This is a genomic window from Candidatus Dependentiae bacterium (assembly GCA_040878395.1).
GTDB lineage: Bacteria > Babelota > Babeliae > Babelales > Vermiphilaceae > JAKBEL01.
In genome coordinates, this window is sequence record JBBDMI010000007.1 from 65,478 (window position 1) to 86,678 (window position 21,201).

General features: G+C 34.6%; 16 protein-coding genes. 10 read left to right on the plus strand and 6 right to left on the minus strand.

All coding sequences use genetic code 11. The features are described from left to right. The first annotated feature begins 29 nt into the window (after nt 1-29). From WD055_03095 to WD055_03115, 5 genes are all read left to right on the plus strand, one after another. Nucleotides 30-1,985, plus strand: a complete 1,956-nt coding sequence (locus WD055_03095; GenBank protein ID MEX0849192.1) for a hypothetical protein — start codon at nt 30-32, stop codon at nt 1,983-1,985. Between the two features lie 455 nt (nt 1,986-2,440). Beyond that, nucleotides 2,441-2,878, plus strand: coding sequence for a hypothetical protein (locus tag WD055_03100; protein MEX0849193.1), 438 nt, complete (start codon nt 2,441-2,443; stop codon nt 2,876-2,878). Between the two features lie 541 nt (nt 2,879-3,419). After that, nucleotides 3,420-4,070, plus strand: a complete 651-nt coding sequence (locus tag WD055_03105) for a hypothetical protein (protein ID MEX0849194.1) — start codon at nt 3,420-3,422, stop codon at nt 4,068-4,070. A gap of 18 nt (nt 4,071-4,088) precedes the next feature. Next, complete coding sequence (locus tag WD055_03110; protein ID MEX0849195.1) at nt 4,089-4,712, plus strand: hypothetical protein; 624 nt, start codon at nt 4,089-4,091, stop codon at nt 4,710-4,712. Nucleotides 4,713-4,724: 12 nt separating this feature from the next. Beyond that, on the plus strand, nt 4,725-5,432 hold the full coding sequence (locus WD055_03115; protein ID MEX0849196.1) for a hypothetical protein: 708 nt from the start codon (nt 4,725-4,727) through the stop codon (nt 5,430-5,432). Here the strand turns inward: WD055_03115 and nth are convergent. Next, nucleotides 5,429-6,100, minus strand: coding sequence for an endonuclease III (nth, locus tag WD055_03120; GenBank protein MEX0849197.1), 672 nt, complete (start codon nt 6,098-6,100; stop codon nt 5,429-5,431). The genes WD055_03115 and nth overlap by 4 nt on opposite strands. Before the next feature lie 286 nt (nt 6,101-6,386). On the opposite strand from nth, the gene WD055_03125 reads away from it, so the two are divergent. From WD055_03125 to xerA, 3 genes are all read left to right on the plus strand, one after another. Further along, nucleotides 6,387-9,080 carry a sigma 54-interacting transcriptional regulator gene (locus WD055_03125; protein MEX0849198.1) on the plus strand — a complete coding sequence of 898 codons (2,694 nt, stop codon included), beginning with the start codon at nt 6,387-6,389 and terminating at the stop codon, nt 9,078-9,080. Nucleotides 9,081-9,425: 345 nt separating this feature from the next. Continuing rightward, on the plus strand, nt 9,426-12,152 hold the full coding sequence (locus WD055_03130; protein ID MEX0849199.1) for a sigma 54-interacting transcriptional regulator: 2,727 nt from the start codon (nt 9,426-9,428) through the stop codon (nt 12,150-12,152). Nucleotides 12,153-12,287: 135 nt separating this feature from the next. Next, entirely contained in the window at nt 12,288-13,211 is a 924-nt protein-coding gene (xerA, locus tag WD055_03135) for a site-specific tyrosine recombinase/integron integrase (GenBank protein MEX0849200.1), read from the plus strand. A 28-nt stretch (nt 13,212-13,239) separates the two neighbouring features. Here the strand turns inward: xerA and WD055_03140 are convergent, their stop codons facing one another. Next, on the minus strand, nt 13,240-14,580 hold the full coding sequence (locus tag WD055_03140; protein MEX0849201.1) for a ferric reductase-like transmembrane domain-containing protein: 1,341 nt from the start codon (nt 14,578-14,580) through the stop codon (nt 13,240-13,242). Nucleotides 14,581-14,730: 150 nt separating this feature from the next. Between WD055_03140 and WD055_03145 the strand changes: the two genes are divergently transcribed. Beyond that, nucleotides 14,731-16,434 carry a penicillin-binding transpeptidase domain-containing protein gene (locus WD055_03145; protein MEX0849202.1) on the plus strand — a complete coding sequence of 568 codons (1,704 nt, stop codon included), beginning with the start codon at nt 14,731-14,733 and terminating at the stop codon, nt 16,432-16,434. A gap of 109 nt (nt 16,435-16,543) precedes the next feature. Beyond that, a complete protein-coding gene (locus tag WD055_03150) occupies nt 16,544-16,957 on the plus strand; it encodes a hypothetical protein (protein MEX0849203.1) in 414 nt (137 codons plus the stop codon). Nucleotides 16,958-17,072: 115 nt separating this feature from the next. Here the strand turns inward: WD055_03150 and rpsT are convergent, their stop codons facing one another. The 4 genes from rpsT to ftsH form a co-directional block, all read right to left on the minus strand. Then, entirely contained in the window at nt 17,073-17,348 is a 276-nt protein-coding gene (rpsT, locus tag WD055_03155) for a 30S ribosomal protein S20 (GenBank protein MEX0849204.1), read from the minus strand. Nucleotides 17,349-17,368: 20 nt separating this feature from the next. Further along, nucleotides 17,369-17,572 (minus strand): 50S ribosomal protein L28, encoded by a 204-nt coding sequence (gene rpmB, locus WD055_03160; protein MEX0849205.1) that lies wholly within the window; start codon nt 17,570-17,572, stop codon nt 17,369-17,371. A gap of 75 nt (nt 17,573-17,647) precedes the next feature. Then, entirely contained in the window at nt 17,648-18,448 is an 801-nt protein-coding gene (locus WD055_03165; protein MEX0849206.1) for an inositol monophosphatase family protein, read from the minus strand. A 17-nt stretch (nt 18,449-18,465) separates the two neighbouring features. Beyond that, a complete protein-coding gene (ftsH, locus tag WD055_03170) occupies nt 18,466-21,123 on the minus strand; it encodes an ATP-dependent zinc metalloprotease FtsH (GenBank protein MEX0849207.1) in 2,658 nt (885 codons plus the stop codon). Nucleotides 21,124-21,201: the final 78 nt, after the last annotated feature.

The following is a 21,201-nucleotide window of genomic DNA, read 5'->3' on the forward strand; positions in this document are numbered from 1 at the left end:
ACCAATTCAGTACTAATGGAGTATCAATTATGATGAATATAATCAAAAAAACAGCTATTTTAGCTATTTTAACCTTAAATAGCTCTCAACTTTTATGCATGGCTCCAAGCGACGCTGAACTTTTACGCGTGACCGAAGATCCTAGATTTATCATGAATATGATCTGCCATGGCAAAGGTCTCGAGCTATCGCTATTAAAGGCAATGAGGATTGAAGAAGAAAATCCTGAAGAAGCATTTAAAATATATTCATTTTTGGCGAACACTAATTATTCTGAAGAATGGCACGCCCAAGCATTACTACAAAAAGGACGTCTACTTTTTAAAGGTAATGGCGTAAAAAAAGATACAAAGGCTGCTCTAGATTGTTATCACAAATGTTATCAAAAACACAAAGACCCATTGGCATTACTTGCAATTGGAATGTACTATCAGTATTGTCCTGATCTTGATGAAAAATTAATTGATATAAGATTCAAACTTGCAGCAGGCTACTTTAAAAAAGGTTTTGATGTATATAAAGAACCTGCGTGCGCATTCCAATATGCAACATTATTGTATCGCGAAAAACTCCCGGAAAGCGAAAATCTATCGACTGAAGACATACTCAAATATATCAGACCACAAGTTTCTCGGGCATTCAGTAACCCATCAATTAGATACGCATCTAATGATGCTTTATTTTTATACGGTGAGATACTGATGAACAACGCTATTAATCCCAATAATGCTATTAATCCCAATAATTATGATAAAGAATTTGCTGTATTTGGCATACGTGCTTTTACAATTGCTGCACAACAAGGTGATGCATGCTCAATGCTCCAATTAAGAAATTTATACCGTCATGGACTCTATGTTGATAAAGATATAGATAAAGCAGAAAGTTATGCTCAACAAATACAAGCATCAGAAGACACTCAAGCAAACTTGGTAACAAAAGCTTACATGTATATGCGCGGTGATGGCGTTGAGCAAAATAAAGAATATGCAATTCAATTACTCGAGCAAGCAAAAAACGGGACATCAACCATTGAAGATATTTTCGAACTCTTTAAAGACGATATCCTTGAAGTTGAAGAATTAAAAAAACAACGACAAGAAGCTGCTGCAAAAAAAATTATTGATGCGGCCAAAGAAAAAGACGATTCAGAAGACGCTCTTTCAGAAATACCTGCTGCCGCAGCTCCTGAAGTTCATACCAAAGTTCAAAAAAATGAACCTCAAAAAAAAGAAACTATTAAACCCAGAACCACTGGCAAAGTTAATCGAAAAAAAACAAGGCGAAGAAAGCCCAAAAAATCAAAACAAACTTCTATTGTTCAAGCGAAAGAACCTTGCCTATTAATTACGCAATCGCAACAAACATATACCACCGATGTTTTGAAAGCCCTTCAACGAAGAATGCAAACGATACCTAAAGAAGTTCCCTACTCAACCATAATTCAACGATGTAATCTGTTATCACAAGAAAGAGATGGCAGCTTTATTGAAATAAGCAAAGGAAATACACAAGATCTTTGTGTGACTATTCAGGATCCGAAAAATAAAAAAAGATTTATTTTCCCCTGTGACAGTAGAGAATTTCACTTTGATATTAAACCTGCACCATTTAAATATAACCAACGAATAATCGAACAACAAAAAAAGCATCCGCGCGATCCGCATGTTTTTGGCACTGCCATCGACTATATGATGCAGATGTTTGGAGCAGAAAATCCATTTATTACAACAAAAAAGAGATCTCAAGACAGCTTAGTTCATGCAGCACAAATTCCAAGCCAGAAGATGAAAGGACATTTTGAATTTACGTTTTATAAAAGCGCTCGCTCTCATGTTTTATATCATCGCTTTTTTAAAAGAACCGGAAAACTGCAGGATGCAAAAGCAAAGCAACGCAACGTTACTCCAGCAAGAGCTCAACGAAGAGTTCCTCATGCCGCAGTTGATCCATCATCTATTGCAAGTTGCTCAAGCAAAAAATAAACCTGATATATACAGATAAGAATTTTAAATCGCTTATCTGTGTCTATTTATATTTGAGCCCCACAATCAATTAATAATTTAATGATTGCATACATTGTTTCATTTTCATAATCAGACGCTCTTTTTAATGCATATGATAATGCAATAATCCATTAAGTCCTCCCAAATTTTTTTGCTGCACCAAGCATTGAACCTTTTATATATGGTATTCCATTTGCCAAATGTTGATTCTAAAAAACACCAGCGCGTCTGTTCTTGACATCCAATAAATAGCGTTGACAAAGCCTCTACATACGTTCTCATCGCATACATATACTTTTTTGATTTTTAGCGATACACTTTTTTCTCATGATAATATCGATTAAAATGTGTTTTAGATTCTTATCTTTTTTGGTACTATCATATCAAAAAAATCTTCTAAATTAAAAAGTCAACACAACCTAAGGAGAAAATATATGAAAATGATAGCTGAAATCGTAAAAATACTTAAACCTTGCATTATGAATATATTATTAAATATGATATCTGAGGAATTGCGCGCTATCATAAAAAAATATGTAAACAAAATAAGAAAATATATGAACAAAGGGGAAACTTTGGAACGGTTAAAAGAAGACTCAAAGATCAATATACAACTTAATGATACTAAGATAACCTCAGATAAACTTATAAACTGTATTGCTGAGGATGGAGACATCACTATTGATAAATCCAACATTTCTGGATTAAAGATCAAATATCAAAGTAATCCTGACAGAACGATTGAGATAAACCCACATACTAAAAGTCAAACTGAGGAAACGCAAATATCAATCAATGAATTTGGTAAAGCGAAGATTGCCAATGGCGCCCTTATGGAGCAAAACGAAAAAGGAATCTTACTCAAAGCATAGCCTTTGACTCCCTTTTTTCTAAGTTCAATAGGAAAACACTTTTGTGACTCAGCAAGGCTGATGCATTGTTCCCCTTTTAAGGAAAAGCATGTAAGTTAGTTTGATGCGCAATCGCAATTTTCCTGAGAATGTTTTTTCAAGTTCTTCAACTGAAATTCATTAAAACATGATAACATCTTTAATTTCAACAACTATAATAAACCCTCTAAGATCTCATTTTCACTTCAAACTAAATCTATAAGAAAACAAAATGACACGAAAAAAAATTAGCCCAAGATTCAAAAAGTAAGCCGCTTTTAAAGCAATAAAAAAATCCAAATAAAATAACTCACAACTATACATACTCACAATTATATACATAAAAACACTGCGCCACACTTAATATTCATTTTGAAATAATTATGAATACTATAAAAAATGCATTGAATTACATTTAAAAACCGTTAAAAACGAGAATAAAACTTAATTCCTTCACAAAAATATCAACAAGGCGCTATGCTATACTTTATAAACAAGCAGTATCAAATGGAGGGGATAGATAATGCATGTTACATATTCATATCTACTATCATTACTAGTATGCAATTTCATGCTATGCCAAGAAACTGAGCAGAAAAACATCCCTTTTGAACTGCCACCTGAAATCGAGATCGAAAAAGAACGTTTTGAAAAACGGACTCTTGAGCAAGCAATGCATATCACAAACTCACAAGAACCGTGCAAATGCCTGAAATACACAGGCAAAGAATTTGTTTCCTGCATGGATTACGCCACTAAAGAAGAAGTACGACAAACATTTGCAAAAATGAGCTTATATGCTCGCATAAAATATTTAGAAAAAATGGATCTGCTTGAATACCGAAGATTTTTAGCTGCTTTTGAAAATGAAGATCAATGGAAAGAAACGATTTATGCATTACCCGAACATGAACAAAGCCATCTACCACAAACATTAAGAGAACAGTTAATTATTATTCGCGACACATGGGCTGAATGTTCGGAACAAAAATTTGGCAAATATGAACAAGTTGAAAAAGATCCGGAGACAAAAGATCTTGCTGCTTGGCGCAATAAAACACTCAATGGATTTGAAAAGCAGACTCCTTTTACCTCAGATTTTCTCAAATGGCTACATGCTCGTTTTTTTGAAAAAAAAGTTGCTTTATTTAACAAAAATGAACAACAAAAATAATAGATAATGGAGATTAGTATGAATAGATGTTGGTTGCTACTTTTTACACTGCCATTATGTGCAGATCAACCGATTGAGCAAATAGCACACAAACAACCTATCACCGTTCAGCAAATCATATTTCAAACAATTGTCGACCAAAAAACCGAAATCCAAACTGACCTGAAAGAACTTTTTGGCAAAAAACTGGTGGCCTATCTGAACAACCTTGATAACCAAACATTCAAACAAGTATTTGCAAAGCTGCATTGCCGTGCAAAATTAATGTACCTTCTTGAAGTGAAGATACCTGATTATGAGCGCTTCATACAACGTTACACTGATGATGAGTGGGAACATTTTTGGTGTTCATTAACCAGCGAAGAGCAAAAACGCATTCCTAAAACACGTGAAGAACAACTGTTGTTTGTGCGAGATGCTTATGGGGCATATCAAGAACATTTAGCCAATGAATCATGGCTCAGTCTCCCTGAAAAAAAAGCGCCTCACTCATGTGATCTACAAAAATTCAAAACATTATATCATAAAGATCCAAATGATTCTCATACAAAGGATAAATGGAAAAACAGGATATATTATCGCAAAAACTTTATGCAAGGATATCTGCTACGTAAAAAATTAGAATTATTCAACATGCCATAATAAAGGATAAAAATGTATAAAAGCAATGCTCTTTTTCTGTGTATAATCTTACAAGTTTTTTATATCCATGCTGAACCTAAATTGGTTCATCGTGAAGAGTTTCAAACAGTAAAAATGAGTGATGACGATGATCAAAAAATCATAGTGAAATACAATATTAGCCAACAATGCAATATTGAAAACAATCAATCAAATCAAGTCACCACACCAATAGTTGAAAAAAACAATATTGAGCATGAAACGACGACAACATCCGGCATATTTTCACAACTTTCATATAAACATATTTTGGGACCTTTAGGTTTGAGTGCACTTGGATGCGTGGGATATGCGTTATATTACGCAAAAACGAAATTCAATCTGTATAGTTTGAGTAAAGCATGCGTTGAAAATGCTTTGTGGTCAGTATGGAAAAACAAAACTAATGGCAATCTACCACATGAACATCAAGATACCGATTTAATGATGGATATTTTACAAACGTATAATACCGACCGTTATGCAATTGCAATTTCACATTTTCTGCAAGATGTTGAACGGGAAATGGATATTCTAAAGCAGTATATCCGCGAAGCCGAATCGGCACAATCAGGGGCACTCAAATTTGTATTCGATGATTTTACCTATGAAATTTTGGAAGCAAAAGCACGCATTTCAAATTTATCTGATTTAAGAAAATTGGTACTTGGATGGTTAAAAAATAAATCCCATAAAGTTTAACGATGCCGTGTAACACCCACTCGTTTACATTCATTATAAACAGGGCATTGTGAGCATAATGGTGAAATTGGTAAACAAATATTTTGTCCCCAAACAACCAGCAAACGGCTGTATTTATTCCAGTATGATTCAGGCAACAGCTCTTCGAGTGCAATTTGTGTTTCTTCAGGGGTCTTTGTTTTGATGAGTCCTAAGCGATTAGAAATACGATGAACGTGAATATCGACGATTAAAGCAGGTTTGCCAAATGCGGTAGCTAATACTAAATTAGCTGTTTTTGGGCCAACACCTTTAATTGATATTAAATCTTGGTATGTATGAGGGACAATACCATTAAAACGATCAATAATATCTTGTGTTACTTCTTTAATCTGTTTTGCTTTACTACGGAAATAACCTACAGAATAGATTATTTTTTCTATTTGCCTTAAAGGCAATTTGATTATTTGATCAGGCGTTTTGCCATGTTTGAACAATTCAATCGAAACGGGCAATGAAGCTGTATCTTTTGCCCGAAGGCTCAAGAGACAGCTTACAAGAACCAAATAAGGATTACGCCCATATTTTTTGACAATAGTGACACTTGCAGGTTCAGGCATTTTTTTTGTTGCCTGTTCTAGAATCTTAATAATCCTAACTGCACGTTTTCTCTTAGCATCGATTGACAAGTTGAATTCCTTGACTCAAAGCTACTCTTCTTTTTGTTTTAAAATAAATTCTATGTTAAACTCTTAACAATAGAATCATCAAAATCATCCACCTGCTGGCGGTAATGATGAGCCTACAAATTGTACTATTGCTAATATAGTAACAAAAAAATGTAAATTTACTTTTAAACTTATATTTTTAAGCATATCAAACTCCTGTATTATGAGAAACCCACAACAAAATAATATGCTTACAGTATAATACTGGTAGAAAATAAGATCAATAGAAATCGAAACAAAGGATCCAATGTTCTTACTACTTGAAGCTGTTTTAGGTTCTTATCCCTTTTTAATGGCCGCAACAACAGTTTCGTTCATTTTAAAAGCCTATATACTCAGCACTCTTATATTGCGAAAATCAGAATCCCGCAATGCACAGCTCCCAAAGATATTATTAGTTCTTGTGCTTATTTCAGCAATGGTAGTTGATTCTGCATGGTTTTTGACGCTTGCTAAGTATTTATTCTCTGTCGATATCAGTTATAGAATTAGAATTTTTTGGACTAGAATTGCCTGGGCATTTTCTGTCATTCAATATCAATCTCTGGCCTTATTCTTAGAAACCCTTGTAAGGTCTAAAAAAAAATTAAACCTCAGACAACTAATTATTCTTTGTATTAGTACTACATTTTGCTTACTATTTCTAGGCTTATCTATCTTCCATTTTAATTGTTTCCAACCAAGCGATCGCTCTTTATTTGAGTGTAAATTACAGCAAATATTCACATTATATCTCTTTTTCCCACTCATGGCAGCTCCACTATTTATAGCTATAAAAAAACTCCGAACTTCCACCATACCTAAAATATTAAAAAGCCAACTTAAACTTATTATTCAAACTCTTATATTCCCACATTTGATTTCAGATTTTATTCAGTTTTATCCTTTTGGATTTTTCCCGGCATATATTACTAGTAATTATGCTGCAGTAAGTATTTCAACAATAACACTTACTTTTGCTATGTATTATTGTATAAAAAAAATCATAGGTCTTAGATTTCTCAATTTTCACAACCATGTAGAAACAAAAACGCGATATAACTTTGTAGAAGGGTTCAAAGAAGTTCTCAAACAACTTAGCCATGCAACCACCTATAAAGAACTGCAACATTTTACACAGATGTCATTCAAAGAGATGTTCCAAATCCCTATATCACGAACAAGATTATATATTCGATCAATTAAAAAACCGATTTTTGAACAACATGAAACATCTCATACTGAACATATCACAGAGAATTTTCTTGTTTTGCAACCTGATATACTCACCAGCTATATTCAAAAAAATCAGATTCTTATTTACGATGAGATTGCATTCAGTAATTTTTATGAAAAATCCGAAAAAACTGAAAAAATTCTCAAATTCCTTGATGCACTCAATGCCGATATGTTTATTCCTATTGCAACACAAGAAAAAATTATTGGATACATTGTCATTGATCGCTTTGCACGTCCACAAGAATTTTATAGTAATGTGGAACATAACGAGATTGCAGTATTTGCAAACTATTTAGCAAACATTATCAATCTATTGCAAACACGTAACATCGAGCATTTAATTCAACGAGAAAAAGAGTTACAAGAAGAACTCTATAATAAACACCAGGAAATCAATCAATACAAAGAAAGTATTCGTTCATTCTTGCGTAATAGCAAGCAAGGTGATACCGGCATTATTTTTTATAAAAACCGTCGCTTTACTTATGGAAATCAAATCGCAAAAGAACTTCTTGATCTGAACCTTAATCAACAAGAAGGCCATCCTGTAACACAAAAACTGAAAAATCTTGCTCGCAAAGTACAAGAATATAAAACACCTCAAAGTTGTTTTGTAAAAGACAAACATGGCCAAAGATTGGTCCTTTCAGCAGTCCCACATTTAGAACAAAACAATGTTATTATTGTACTCTATTATCCTGAAATATCTGACTTGGTAAAAAAACAGATCGAATCACTCCGTGATCCATCAAAATGGGACTATTTATTGTACTTAGAAACAACTGCATCGGGTAAAATGATCAATCAACTGATACCAAGCACCGGCGAGCATATGCTCAATTTCAAGATTTCATTACTGCAGGCAGCATTAAGCAAAAAAGCGACATTACTTGAAATGCCCAAAGAAGATCTCCTTCCTACCGTTCGTTTATTGCATCATATAAGTTTACGCGAAACATTACACACCATTAAACTTACTCAACCTTGTACAAATAATGACATCGCAACCAAACTGTTCGGTATTAATCCTATTTTTGGCATACAATCTGAAGCTCCATTGCTCGAAAAGCTAGATAAAAACGGTACAATATTTATCGAAAACATTCACTATCTTGATCCTGAATCTCAGGAATATCTTGCTGAATATCTTACCTATGGTTTTTTCCGCATGTTCAAGAGCGAACAAAAAATGGCGAGCAATGTGCGCATTATATGCTCAACTAACCAAAAATTAAGTTTATTAGTACAGGAAGGTACATTTAGCCAACGCTTATTCAGGCAACTGAAAAAACATACCTTAAGTATGCCATCATTACTTTCAGTCCCTGATGAAGAAATTCACGAATTGGCTGAAGGATATACAGAACAAGCATTAAAAGCTGATGACTTTAAAAATCTTTTAGAATTAACCGACAAAGAAAAAACTAGAATTTCAGGAACACGTCCGATTAGCTTGCAAGAGTTCAAAAGTAAAATACAACAGATGCTCCAAAATAAATCTAAAAAGAACTGCATTTATAGTGAAACACAATTTGATCCCGCTTTTGAAATCACTGATCCTGAATTAATAGAAGTTGCGCGTTTAGGAAAAAACGCATTACGTGACGAAACGGCTATGAGATTGTTATGGCGTAAGTTTAAAAGTCAAAGTCAAATTGCATCTTTTCTGGGCGTCAATCGCTCATCGGTTAACCGCAGATGTAAACAGTACAATTTAGAATAACTTTTTTATACAATTCCAATCAGAACTCACTATACAAAAACAACTTAGAATATTAAAAAAAAGAAATAAAAAAATTAAGCATAATCATAGACTTAGCGCACTCCAATTAAAAAGAAAAAGGCGACCTGGCAAAATAAAGATATTTTTTCAAGCCACCTTTTTATATCTTTTTAATCTTTAGGTGGCCATCTAAGAAAAAAGCTTTTAACCACAAACAAAAAATTCCTTTTAAAAAACACAATCTTCCCCCTCGTGCAAAAAGGTATTAACATATTTTCTTTTTAATGTTACTACTAACATAACGTGAAAAAGTATAATGATGTAACTTAAGAAGATCAATACCTAATGTTAAATTTAAATGCAATGCTCTATAGTACAGAATTATTATTTGCTGTCATAGTGGTATCTTTTGTAATAAAAGTATATTTATTACAATTGCTTATCCCTTCCGGTTTTAAACGGTTAACCATTAAACATCCATGGATGTTCTTACTCGGCACCTTGATTGGAACCTTATTTGGTGACTTTGCCTGGATTGTTAAACTGTTGCGAGAAATGCAGATAGTTGACTTCTCCTATACAACATTAGTTTTTTTTATTCGTCTGTCCTGGGCATTTCTCATTTTACAATATCAATCACTTTCACTTTTTCTAGAATGTCTTATCGTCAAACGTTTTTCTTTTAATCTTCGGCATAAAATTTTTTCAAGTATCAGCGTTATGATGTCATGTTACTTTTGTGGACTTGCTTTATCCAACTCCGGACTCATACATGAAGAAAATCGCAGCATCGCAATGAGCGCATCACTCTGGACCCTAGAAAGCTCTCCTGAAGCATGCATGATGAATTTAATCATCTACTATTCTTTATTTCTACTCATTATTCCAAGCATCATTATCACGTTTTTTAAAATTCAAAAAACTTACTTACCGGTAATTGTTAAACATCAATTATCTATTTTACTTAAATTTTTAATCAGCTCATATCTTTTTGTTGAAATATTACAAGCGACAAGTTTTCTGTTTTCATCATCTATTATGTATATTTATCCCACCGTGAGCATTTCTACTTTAATTTTATCCTATGCAATTTACTATAGTGTAAAAAAAGTATTGGGCATCAGATTTTTGAATGTTAATAACCACGTACAATCAAAACCGAATATTGATTTAATTCACAACTTTAAAAACGTGTTGGAACAGCTCAGTCATGTCACCAGCATTCAAGAAGTATGCCAAATTTCTCAAACTTTTTTCAAAGAAACATTCGACATTCCACTTCGCAAAGCACAACTATATGTCCGCACTCATGAAACAACCGATCCTACACAAGAAAAAAATAAAACGACTATTGAATCACTTGTTGAAAATTTTTTAAATAAGCAAAACAGTACAATCCGTAGGCACATGCAAGAAAGTAAAATTCTCATTTATGATGAACTTGATTTTACCAATTTTTATCAAGACAATGTAACCACACAAACATTACTCACTTTTTTGCAAAACCTTGATGCCGACATTTTTTTACCTATTTATGAGAAAAAAAATATCATTGCCTATATCGTTATTGATCGCCATCCAAGAAAAAAAGAACTGTATGGAAATATTGAACGTGACGAAATGATTGTATTTGCAAGTTACTTGTGTAACATCATTAACTTACTACAAACTCGTAACTTAAAATCACTCATTCAACAAGAAAAAGAGCTCAACGATGAACTATATCATTTACGCCAAGAGATTATACAATATAAAGAAAGCGTCCGTTCTTTCATATTTAATCATCAAAAACATATCGGTATTATTTTTTATAAACATCGACGTTTCTCTTTTGGTAACCAAGCTGCAAAAGAACTGATTGGTGTAAACCTAAACACGCAAAATGGTCACCCTTTAACAAAGGTATGTAAACAAATAGTACAACAAGTAACAGAATATAAAACTGCACAAACCGTCTTAACTACCGATGAAAAAGGTGACAATTTGGTACTTTCTGCTGTGCCTAACTTAGAACAAAACAATATTATCATGTTGGTACATTATCCTGAGATGAGCGACATGGTCACCAAAGATATAAACTTGCTTCAAGACCCTACAAAATGGGACTATTTATTATATTTACAAGCAACCAAATCGGGACAATTAATAAATCAACTCGTTCCCGGAACCGGCGAAACATTACTCAATTTCAAAATAAATCTGCTGCAAACAGCACTGAGTAAAAAAGCTACCTTACTCATGTTGCCCGATGAAGATCTTTTGCCTACAGTAGAATTGCTCCATCATTTAAGCTCACGTGAATCACTACATATACTTAATCTGGAAAAAACATGTACCGATCATACAGTTTCTATAGAACTGTTTGGTATAAATCCGGTTTTTGGTATGCAAAATCAATCAACACCAATCATGAAAAAATTAGGACAAAATGGTACAATATTTATAAAAAACATTCATTTTCTTGATTTGGAAACACAAGAATATCTAGCAGAATTAATTAAATATGGCCATTACCGCGTTTACAAAAGTGAACAACGTATTACAAGTAATGTGCGCATAATTTGTTCCACTGATCAAAATTTAATGAGCCTAATGCAAGAAGGCATTTTTTCACGTAACTTGTTTCATTTACTCAACAAAATGACATTACATATGTCATCACTCGAAACATTATCTAAAAAAGAACTTGATAGTTTGGCCGATGGTCTGACTGAACAAGCAATTAAAACAGCAGATTTTAAAAACATGTTGGAACTGTCAGAAAAAGAAAAAATGAAATTAGCCTACAATCGCCCTACCAGCCTACAAGACATGCGCATTCAAATTGAAAAACTACTAGTTAAAAAATCTAAAAAGAATCATATTTTCCAAGAAACACATTTTGATCCGGCATATCACATTACCGATCCTGAATTAACCGAAGCTGCCCGCTTGGGCAAACATGCATTGCGTGATCAACAAATTATGAGTTTATTATGGAGCAAATTTTATAATCAAAATAAAATTGCAGCCTTTCTTGGTGTTAATCGCTCGTCAGTTAATCGACGTTGTAAGCAATTTAATTTGGAATAATTTTATCGACAGATAAATATTGTACAGGTAAATCAAGTACATTCTGCTATTCATACAATAAAAAGAACATTGCATTTTATGCGTATTCAGGCATAGTATAAAACAAAAAGAAAAAAAGTAAGAGTAAGGTAAGCAATGAAGATTGAACAGTTCAAAGAACATGTACGAGAATTTATAACCTATCTTGAAGTAGAACGTAATTTATCGGACAATACTCTACGCGCCTATAGTAGTGATCTAAAACAGTTTTTACATTTTTGGCAAGAATTACCAAAAGATGAACAAACGGTACTGGGCATTCGACTCGTAATTGAACGGTATTTAGTACATCTATTTTATAAAAAAATTGATAAACCATCGATAGCACGTAAATTTTCCTGCTTTAAATCACTTGAACGCTTTTTGCACACCTTAGGTATCGAACTCAATTTAAAACTTACACGACCCCGTTTAGATAAAAAACTACCGATATATTTAAGTGTTGACGAAGTATTTCATCTCCTTGATAAAGTTGACGATACCGATTTGCCCTCAAAATTTCCTTTACGTGATAAAACTATTTTTGAACTGTTATATGCAACAGGCATTCGTTGTTCTGAACTGATCGGCATAACTTTTGCCGATGTTAACATGGATGAAAAAACAATTCGTATTTTTGGGAAAGGAAGACGAGAACGTGTCGTACTCTTTGGTCAAAAAGCAAAAGATCGCATCATTTCTTATATCACCAACGAACGAATGCCAGGAAAAAGTCAACGCGATTATCTTTTTGTTAATTATCGTGGAGGACAATTAACAAGCCGCTCTATCCAGCGCATTTTTGAGATGTTCCGTAAATTTTTACAACTTGAACGTCATATCACGCCGCACAAAATTCGTCATTCATTTGCAACTCACCTGCTCAATATGGGCGCAGATTTACGCGTGGTGCAAGAGCTTCTTGGACACAAAACACTTTCAAGCACTGAAAAGTACACTCATGTTTCACTGCAAGATTTAACCCGTATGTGTGATGAAAAACATCCCATGCGATCTAATAAAACAACCGAAAAAAAATAATTTTTTTCGATCCATATAATACAAGACATCAATTGAGTAAATCAAATTGCTCCATAATAATGTTGCGATTCTTCACACCCAATGCACGCAATTGTTTTGCAAATGCAAACATCATAGCAGATGGTCCACAAATAAAAAAGTTTTTGTTTGTTAGCCCTCCCGGTAACTCTTTTAGCTCTTCCATGCGCAAGAAACCACGACTTGTTGTACAATGAGTGATAAGCTTAATATTTGGATTTTTTTCAGCATACCCTTCAATCTCTGTATCAAAATCTGCACGTGATGCTTCTTTAACACAATAATATATATATGTTTTTCGATCTGTTGGATTTAAAGCTTCATAACCGCACATACTTAAAAATGGCGTAATACCTATACCTCCTGCTATAAATACAGCATCTCGCTTTGTGTCAAATACATATTTTTCATAAAATTTTCCATAGGGACCCCAAACAGTCGCTTGATCTCCCACATGTAGGTAAGATATTTCTTTGGTATAATCCCCTAACTCTTTAATTGAAAACCGTATAAAATCTTGTGACGGATGTGATGAAAAAGAATAGGGATGCAACTCTTTACCCAATAAATCATTGTCAAATGAAACATAAGCGAACTGCCCGGGAAAGTAGGAAATCTTTTTTGCCGGTTCAAGATAAATATTCCAGGTTTTACGCATTCGTTCAATTTTTGTAACTCTACAGATATGTTTTGGCCCAATATAAAAATACAAAAAACGAATATATATATATGACAAAAACGCTATCCCCATAAAAGTATAAACCCATATGCTCAACAACAAAGAGCTATTTATATGTCTATTGAGTAAAAAAATATGCAAAAAGCTAAGCGCCAAAACAATAATAAAGAGTTCATGTGATCGCTTCCAAATGTGATATGGAATGCGTATTGACAACGTCAAGGTCATCAAAATAATAAAAAGAAAAAAAGCACAAACACCTGCAAATGTCCCCCATCCGGAGGCTGGAGAAAAAAGAGTAACAATTTCTTGCCAATAGGGTAGTTTACGCATAACTTGAAAAATAACATGAGCATTAATTAAACAAAAAGCTGTTATACCTACATACTTATGTAAGTGATACATATGCTCAAGACCTCCAAGCATATATTCAAGTAACCGAGCACGGGTTGCCAAAATAAATGTCCAACACATAGCGATTATACCGGGCAAAACGGTTAATTTTGAAAAAAATAAAAATGGATCATCCCATATAAATGTATAGTCGTTTAGAGTTGCTAACCAAAGTACTGCAGTACATATAAGCGAACCAAAAAAAACAACATAACTCGTAATTCTTCTTTTTCTTGCACTTTCTATAGGTATTATAGATTCCACCATAACCGATTGCATTCGCTAGCTCCTTCAACTATTTCTCTTTACACATATTGAACATTTTTTATCGATCTATAGCATAACCTACCCCATTACTCTCAAGAAAGTATTTATTATGCTAAAGTAATCATCATAAACTATTACATACTAATTAAAAACTATACCTTTATGAATATGAAAAATGAAAATTACTTAAACACTATAAGAATACTCAGCATACTATGCACCACTATTATCATCGCACGCTTAGGATATTTACAAATATACCTTGGCCATCAATATGGCACACAAAGTATAAAAAATTATGTTCGCTATGAACAAATAAACTCTGCACGAGGTGAAATTTTAGATTGCAATGGCAACAAACTGGTTACCAATAAACCAATCATCAATCTGTACTGGCATGGAACCGGAAATCGAAGATTGACCGAACAACAACAAAACCTCATAACGCAATTATCACGTCGATGCCACACATTTATATGCAATCAAGAAATCATACAAAAAATTACTCTTGCTGAAAAAAGAAATGAACAACTACTACTCATGCCCAACATAAGCTTTGAACTGCTCAGTAGAATTGAAGAATTTTTTGCCGATGAAATTAACATTACAATAAAACATGATTTTAAAAGATTTTATCCTCATGCAGATCTTGCAAGTCATATTATTGGTTATTTAAGTAATGCGCAGATTGAAGCAATGGGCAAAATGGGGCTTGAAAAAAAATTTCAAGAAATATTGCAAGGCACTGATGGCACTGTTATTAAAACAATAAACTCATATGGCAAAAGAATAAATATGCACGAATTACACAAATCAACTGTCGGCAAAAATGTTCAAGTCACCTTAGATCTTGCAATACAACAACTGGTCGAACAGGTTTTTGATGCACAATATATCGGCACCTTCATCATCATGGACCCACAAACCGGTGCAATTAAAGCATTATGTTCTCGACCAAATTTTGACCCAACACTTTTCTTGGATCCATTACATCCGGAAAAATGGCGGTCAATGCAAAAAAATAATCCTTTTTTAAATCGTGCAATACAATGTGCATATCCTCCCGGTTCATTATTTAAATTAATAACCATAAGTGCGGCATTACAAAATGATTTAATACATCCTGAAGACAGTTTCACCTGCAAAGGATTTACCACTTTTGGTAAACGACGTTATTCGTGCAATCAAAAACAAGGCCATGGTACTTTAACAATAAAACAGGCCGTTGCATTATCATGCAATCCATTATTTTATGAATTGGGTAAAAAACTTTCAATAGATACACTTGCCGATTATGCTCAACGTTTTGGATTAGGCACAAAAACCGGCATCATATTTCCCGAAAACAATGGTTTAATTCCTACCGCTGCTTGGAAACAAGAAGTATATGGCGAACGATGGTGGCCGGGAGAGACATTGTCTGCAGCTATTGGCCAAAGTTATTTACTCACAACACCAATGCAAATTGCACGCATGATAGGCAGCATATTTACCGGCTTTTTAGTCAAACCTCGTATTTTATTTGATGAACCAATTGAAACAACAACACTTGAAATTAATCCTGAAACTACCGCCTTTTTACAAGATTCAATGCGTTCTGTGGTAACTGAAGGCACCGGACATCGAGTGAATAAAATAAAAGATATCACCATTCATGCAAAAACAAGTACCGCACAAATGAGTGACATGAAAAAACGTACTTTAGGAAAAAAATATCTAGAACATGGTTGGGTTGTTGCTCATTTCAAATACAAAGATTATGAGCCATTAGTTATAGTAGCAATGGTTGAACATGCCGGATCATCCCGTGTGCCAATGATTATTGCAAAAAACTTCTTGCTTGGATATCGTGATTTACAAGTATAAAAACATAACACATATATACTCTCACTATCATTATTTGCTAAATTAAATAAGCATGAAAAACAGAATGCGCAACCGCACATTATAATCTATTTAATAAAGGGACGCTGAGATGAAAAAAGTAGCACTAGTTATTTTATCTATGATAGCAATGAATAACAATGCAACACGCGACCACTACTACTTTAATAATCATTGTTGCCATTACGACACCTATTGCACATATAAACCAATTCCAGAAGCATTAGAATTCCGAAATCCAAAAAAATCGGCTCACAGCAAAACACTCATTTTAGCATCACTGTACGGCGCATTAAGTGGTTATTTGTGCCGTAAATTTGAAAAAGAAATTTTACAGGACATAGGACTGTTTCGCATCGTTAACCTCATCGTCTGGGGTAACGTACAACAAAGCTTGTTACAAGCATTTATGGATGATCTAAAAGAACAAAATGTGGGACACAGCGCAGAAACCACTAAATATAGCGCTTGGCTTATAAGTTGGATAACTTATTTAATAGCATAAAAAATTCACGAGTTCTTCAATATAAAGAATTCGTGAATTTAATTTTTTTACCCTTCGATATACTTCGACAAGCTCAGCACAGGCCTTGCAAAGCAACACTCAGGGTGAAGCGATATTACGCTGTACGCTCAAGCTGTGCAACACGTTTTGCCAAACGGCTTACTTTACGGCGAGCGGTATTTTTATGAATTACGCCTTTGCCTTTTGCACGAGAAAGTTGTGCTTCAGCATCGCGTAATAAAGTTTTTGCTTTAGCTACATCACTGCCATCTTTTATAGCTGCAACAACTTTTTTCACTGCAGTTTTTAGCGCAGTTTTACGTGTAAGATTTTTTTGACGTTTTTTAATCGTCTGCTTTGCACGTTTTTTTGCAGATTTAATATTTGCCATTGAATCAAGACCCTATGTAATTAAACAACTTTTTGCACTTTTTTAGCTTTTACGCATTTAGTGCAAACTTTATCATTATAGACTTTACCTGAGTTGTTAGCAGTTTTAGTAAAACGCATTTTATGAACATTTGGGAATACCCAACGTTTTGTTCTATTTTTTGCGTGACTGACTAAATTTGCCACTTGTGGACGTTTTCCACACATTGCGCATATCCGTGCCATTGCCGAATTTCCTTTCATCCCGTTATTATATCGAAGTTTATAGTAATTATAAGTATACGAAATTTTCTATTTTTTTCAAATTGGACCGTTTTTTAATAATGCCACCAATTCAGCATGTACCGCCACACTGCCGGCCAAGTATGAATTATAGTCATAATCCACCTCTTTCCCTTCAAAATCGGTCACTAATCCGCCTGATTCAGTAACAAGGAGCATCCCTGCTGCAATGTCCCACCAACCCAAACGGGGAAAGAATATGCCATCCAAACCGCCACGCGCCAAATATGCCTGATCAAGGGCAGCAGAGCCAAAGTGACGAAAAGCATAGCAACTTTTAGCTATTTCAGGTATTTTTCTTAATATTTTTTTAAATCCCTCATTACGCGTATAAGGTAATCCTATAATAACCATAGTATTGCGCATAGAACGCCCATCATGCATTGAAAGCTTTTTATCACCTAAAAATGCTCCCGCACCTTTAATAGCATAAAAGAAATCATTTGCTATAGGATTAAAAACTGCACCCCAAATAGACTTATATTTATAGGTCAAAGCAACTGAAATACCAAAATAAGGTAGTCCATGCACATAATTGGTGGTTCCATCCAATGGATCTATCACCCAATGATATGCAGCTTCTCCTTCAGATTTCCCCGATTCCTCAGCAAAAAAACCTGCTTCATCAAAAATCTTATGCAAACCTTCTTTGAGTAACTCTTCACTTTCAATATCTGCATTACACACATAACTTTGATCAGCCTTACGACGTACATCAAGTTTATCTGAACGGAATAATGATAACTGCAAATCACCTGCTTTACGCATAAGTGGTTCAACTTGTGCCCGCAATGATTGCAAATCTACTTTATATTCCACATGCATCCTTTTTTAAGTTAAGCCAATTTATGTGAAGTACGTGGCGTAACACCAAGCAGTTCATACACTTCTTGCGCTTCCAATGTTTCTTTTTCTAGTAACGCTTGTGCAAGTTTTTCAAGTTTACCACGATTCTTAATAAGTGTATCTTTTACTTGCGCTAAACATTCTTGTGAAATCTTTTTAACTGCATCGTCAATACGTTCAGCAGTTTTTTGTGAAATAGGAAAACTACGCTCATCATAAATAACCGGACCTAATTCATCTGTCATGCCATAATAGCGCACCATTTTTTGCGCAGCTTCAGTTGCTTGTTGAAAATCGCCATGTGCTCCGGTTGACTGTTTTTCGAACACCAACTCTTCTGCAGCACGACCACCCATGCAAACCTTAATATGTGCAATCATCTGCTCTTTAGTTTGTTTCAACTGATCACCTTCAGGTAATCCCCAAGTCAAACCAAGAGCTCCTCCACGAGCCAAAATAGTGACTTTATGAAGTGGCATTGAAAATTCAGGCTGCAACACATGCATTAAAGCATGCCCCGCTTCATGATAGGCGGTAACAGCAAGATCTTCTTTATTTTTAGTTTGATCTTTCCACTTTTTACCGGCAATAATTTTATCACGTGCTTCTTCAAAATCTTCCATGAATATAGCATCTTTTTCCGGATGTTTTGTTGCTAACAATGCAGCTTCATTAATTAGATGAGCAAGTTGTGCACCGGAAAAATCCGGAGTCCCTCGAGCAATACGTTCAAGATCAACTGATTCATCCAAGTGAAAATCTTTTGCATGTAATTGCAAAATTTTCAAACGATCTGCAACGCGAGGATTTGGCACCTGAACTTGACGATCAAATCTACCCGGACGCAATAATGCTTTATCAAGAATATCTGCACGGTTTGTCGCAGCAATAATGATTATCGGATCCTCTTTTGAATCAAAACCATCCATTTCAGTCAATAATTGATTTAATGTTTGATTATGCTCTTGTCCGCCGCCTGAATCACTATTAATTCTTTTTGCTCCAACTGCATCAATTTCATCAATAAAGATAATACTCGGTTTATGCTTACGTGCTTGTGCAAACATATCACGAACACGAGCTGCACCAACACCAACATATTTTTGTACAAATTCTGAACCGCTAATACTAAAAAATGGGCAATTTGCTTCACCTGCAACAGCACGAGCCAATAAAGTTTTACCATTTCCCGGAGGGCCTACAAGAAGCACACCTTTACTTATACGTGCGCCAAGGCGGCCAAATTTCTTTGGATCTTTTAAATGATCAACAATATCTTTAAGCTCTTCTTTTGCATTTTCCATTCCTGCAACTGAAGCGAACGTTGTTTTTATTTGTGACGGTTTATGCATCCGTGCCAAACTGTTATCAGCAGCTAATGGATTTTGTTGAGGGTTTACTGCCTCTTGAGAATTTACAATTGTTTTTTGCGCTTTTTTCAGATCTTCTGTTGTGATAGTCAATTGATTTAAGCGTGCAGCTTCAACTGCAGCTTTATTAATTAAATCGGCTAATTCTGCTCCACTAAATCCTGCAGTATCGGCAGCAAATGACTTTAAATCAACATCGGGTGCTAATTTTACTTTGCGAGCATGAATATGCAGAATATCTTCACGAGCTTGCTCATCTGGATAGGGAACATCAATACGACAATCAAATCTACCCGGACGCAATAATGCTTTATCAAGAACTTCCGGCATATTGGTTGCAGCAAGAACAATGATATTACTACCATCTGAACCAAAACCATCCATTTCTGTTAATAATTGATTTAATGTTTGCTCTCGTTCATCGTGGCCACCACCCATACCGGTGCCACGCGCACGACCGATAGCATCAATTTCATCAATAAATATAATACACGGGGAATGTTTACGTGCTTGTGCAAATAGATCACGAACACGAGCTGCGCCAACACCAACAAACACTTCAATAAAGTCTGAACCGGTAATTGAAAAGAAAGGAACATTCGCCTCACCTGCCACTGCTCTTGCCAGTAATGTTTTACCATTTCCCGGTTCACCTACAAGCAATACACCGCGAGAGATTTTAGCCCCTAAATGCCGAAACTTTTCAGGATTCTTTAAATAATCAATAATATTTTGCAATTCTTCTTTTGCATCAGTTGCGCCTGCAACATCACTAAATTTCTGCTTTATAGTTGAAGGTAAAAACATTTTTGCACGACTTTTACCCATACTAAAAATTCCACCTGGGCCACCACTCCCTGAACCTGAGCCACCACGTGATTGTTTCAAAAAATACCAAGCAACTAACAAGGCAAGAATAATAGAGAACATAGGCAAAAAATGCCACAGTGAAAGATCTGTTGAAGGCGGCACAAAGGCAACATCAATATCTGATTGCTCAGAGAATGACTTCCAATCATACCGCTCCGGAATACGTACTGCAAAATGAGAACCATCTTTTTTAATGCCCTCAGCTTCAGCACCACTGACATATAATTTTTTGATAATGCCTTCTTGGGCATCTTTTTGAAATTGAGTATAACTTATTTTTTCAACATGACTGGTATATTCAGTCAATTTACTCAATAATGATACACATGCGACAATAATAACGGTTGCAATAAGCAGATTTTTATATCCACTAAACTGCATTTTATTTTTTTTATTAAATTTCTTCATAATATCCTATGTTTATTTAACTGTTTTACTCTGATTATTGGATATATGCTCCCGACTAGAAAAGCACGCCCCTAAAAC

What these genes read in the sequence shown, in the direction of transcription:
- WD055_03095 (MEX0849192.1), top strand. Translation starts at nt 30, where the DNA reads ATGATGAATATAATCAAAAAAACAGCTATTTTAGCTATTTTAACCTTA.
- WD055_03100 (MEX0849193.1), top strand. Translation starts at nt 2,441, where the DNA reads ATGAAAATGATAGCTGAAATCGTAAAAATACTTAAACCTTGCATTATG.
- WD055_03105 (MEX0849194.1), top strand. Translation starts at nt 3,420, where the DNA reads ATGCATGTTACATATTCATATCTACTATCATTACTAGTATGCAATTTC.
- WD055_03110 (MEX0849195.1), top strand. Translation starts at nt 4,089, where the DNA reads ATGAATAGATGTTGGTTGCTACTTTTTACACTGCCATTATGTGCAGAT.
- WD055_03115 (MEX0849196.1), top strand. Translation starts at nt 4,725, where the DNA reads ATGTATAAAAGCAATGCTCTTTTTCTGTGTATAATCTTACAAGTTTTT.
- WD055_03125 (MEX0849198.1), top strand. Translation starts at nt 6,387, where the DNA reads ATGTTCTTACTACTTGAAGCTGTTTTAGGTTCTTATCCCTTTTTAATG.
- WD055_03130 (MEX0849199.1), top strand. Translation starts at nt 9,426, where the DNA reads ATGTTAAATTTAAATGCAATGCTCTATAGTACAGAATTATTATTTGCT.
- xerA (MEX0849200.1), top strand. Translation starts at nt 12,288, where the DNA reads ATGAAGATTGAACAGTTCAAAGAACATGTACGAGAATTTATAACCTAT.
- WD055_03140 (MEX0849201.1), bottom strand. Translation starts at nt 14,580, where the DNA reads ATGCAATCGGTTATGGTGGAATCTATAATACCTATAGAAAGTGCAAGA.
- WD055_03145 (MEX0849202.1), top strand. Translation starts at nt 14,731, where the DNA reads ATGAATATGAAAAATGAAAATTACTTAAACACTATAAGAATACTCAGC.
- WD055_03150 (MEX0849203.1), top strand. Translation starts at nt 16,544, where the DNA reads ATGAAAAAAGTAGCACTAGTTATTTTATCTATGATAGCAATGAATAAC.
- rpsT (MEX0849204.1), bottom strand. Translation starts at nt 17,348, where the DNA reads ATGGCAAATATTAAATCTGCAAAAAAACGTGCAAAGCAGACGATTAAA.
- rpmB (MEX0849205.1), bottom strand. Translation starts at nt 17,572, where the DNA reads ATGGCACGGATATGCGCAATGTGTGGAAAACGTCCACAAGTGGCAAAT.
- ftsH (MEX0849207.1), bottom strand. Translation starts at nt 21,123, where the DNA reads ATGAAGAAATTTAATAAAAAAAATAAAATGCAGTTTAGTGGATATAAA.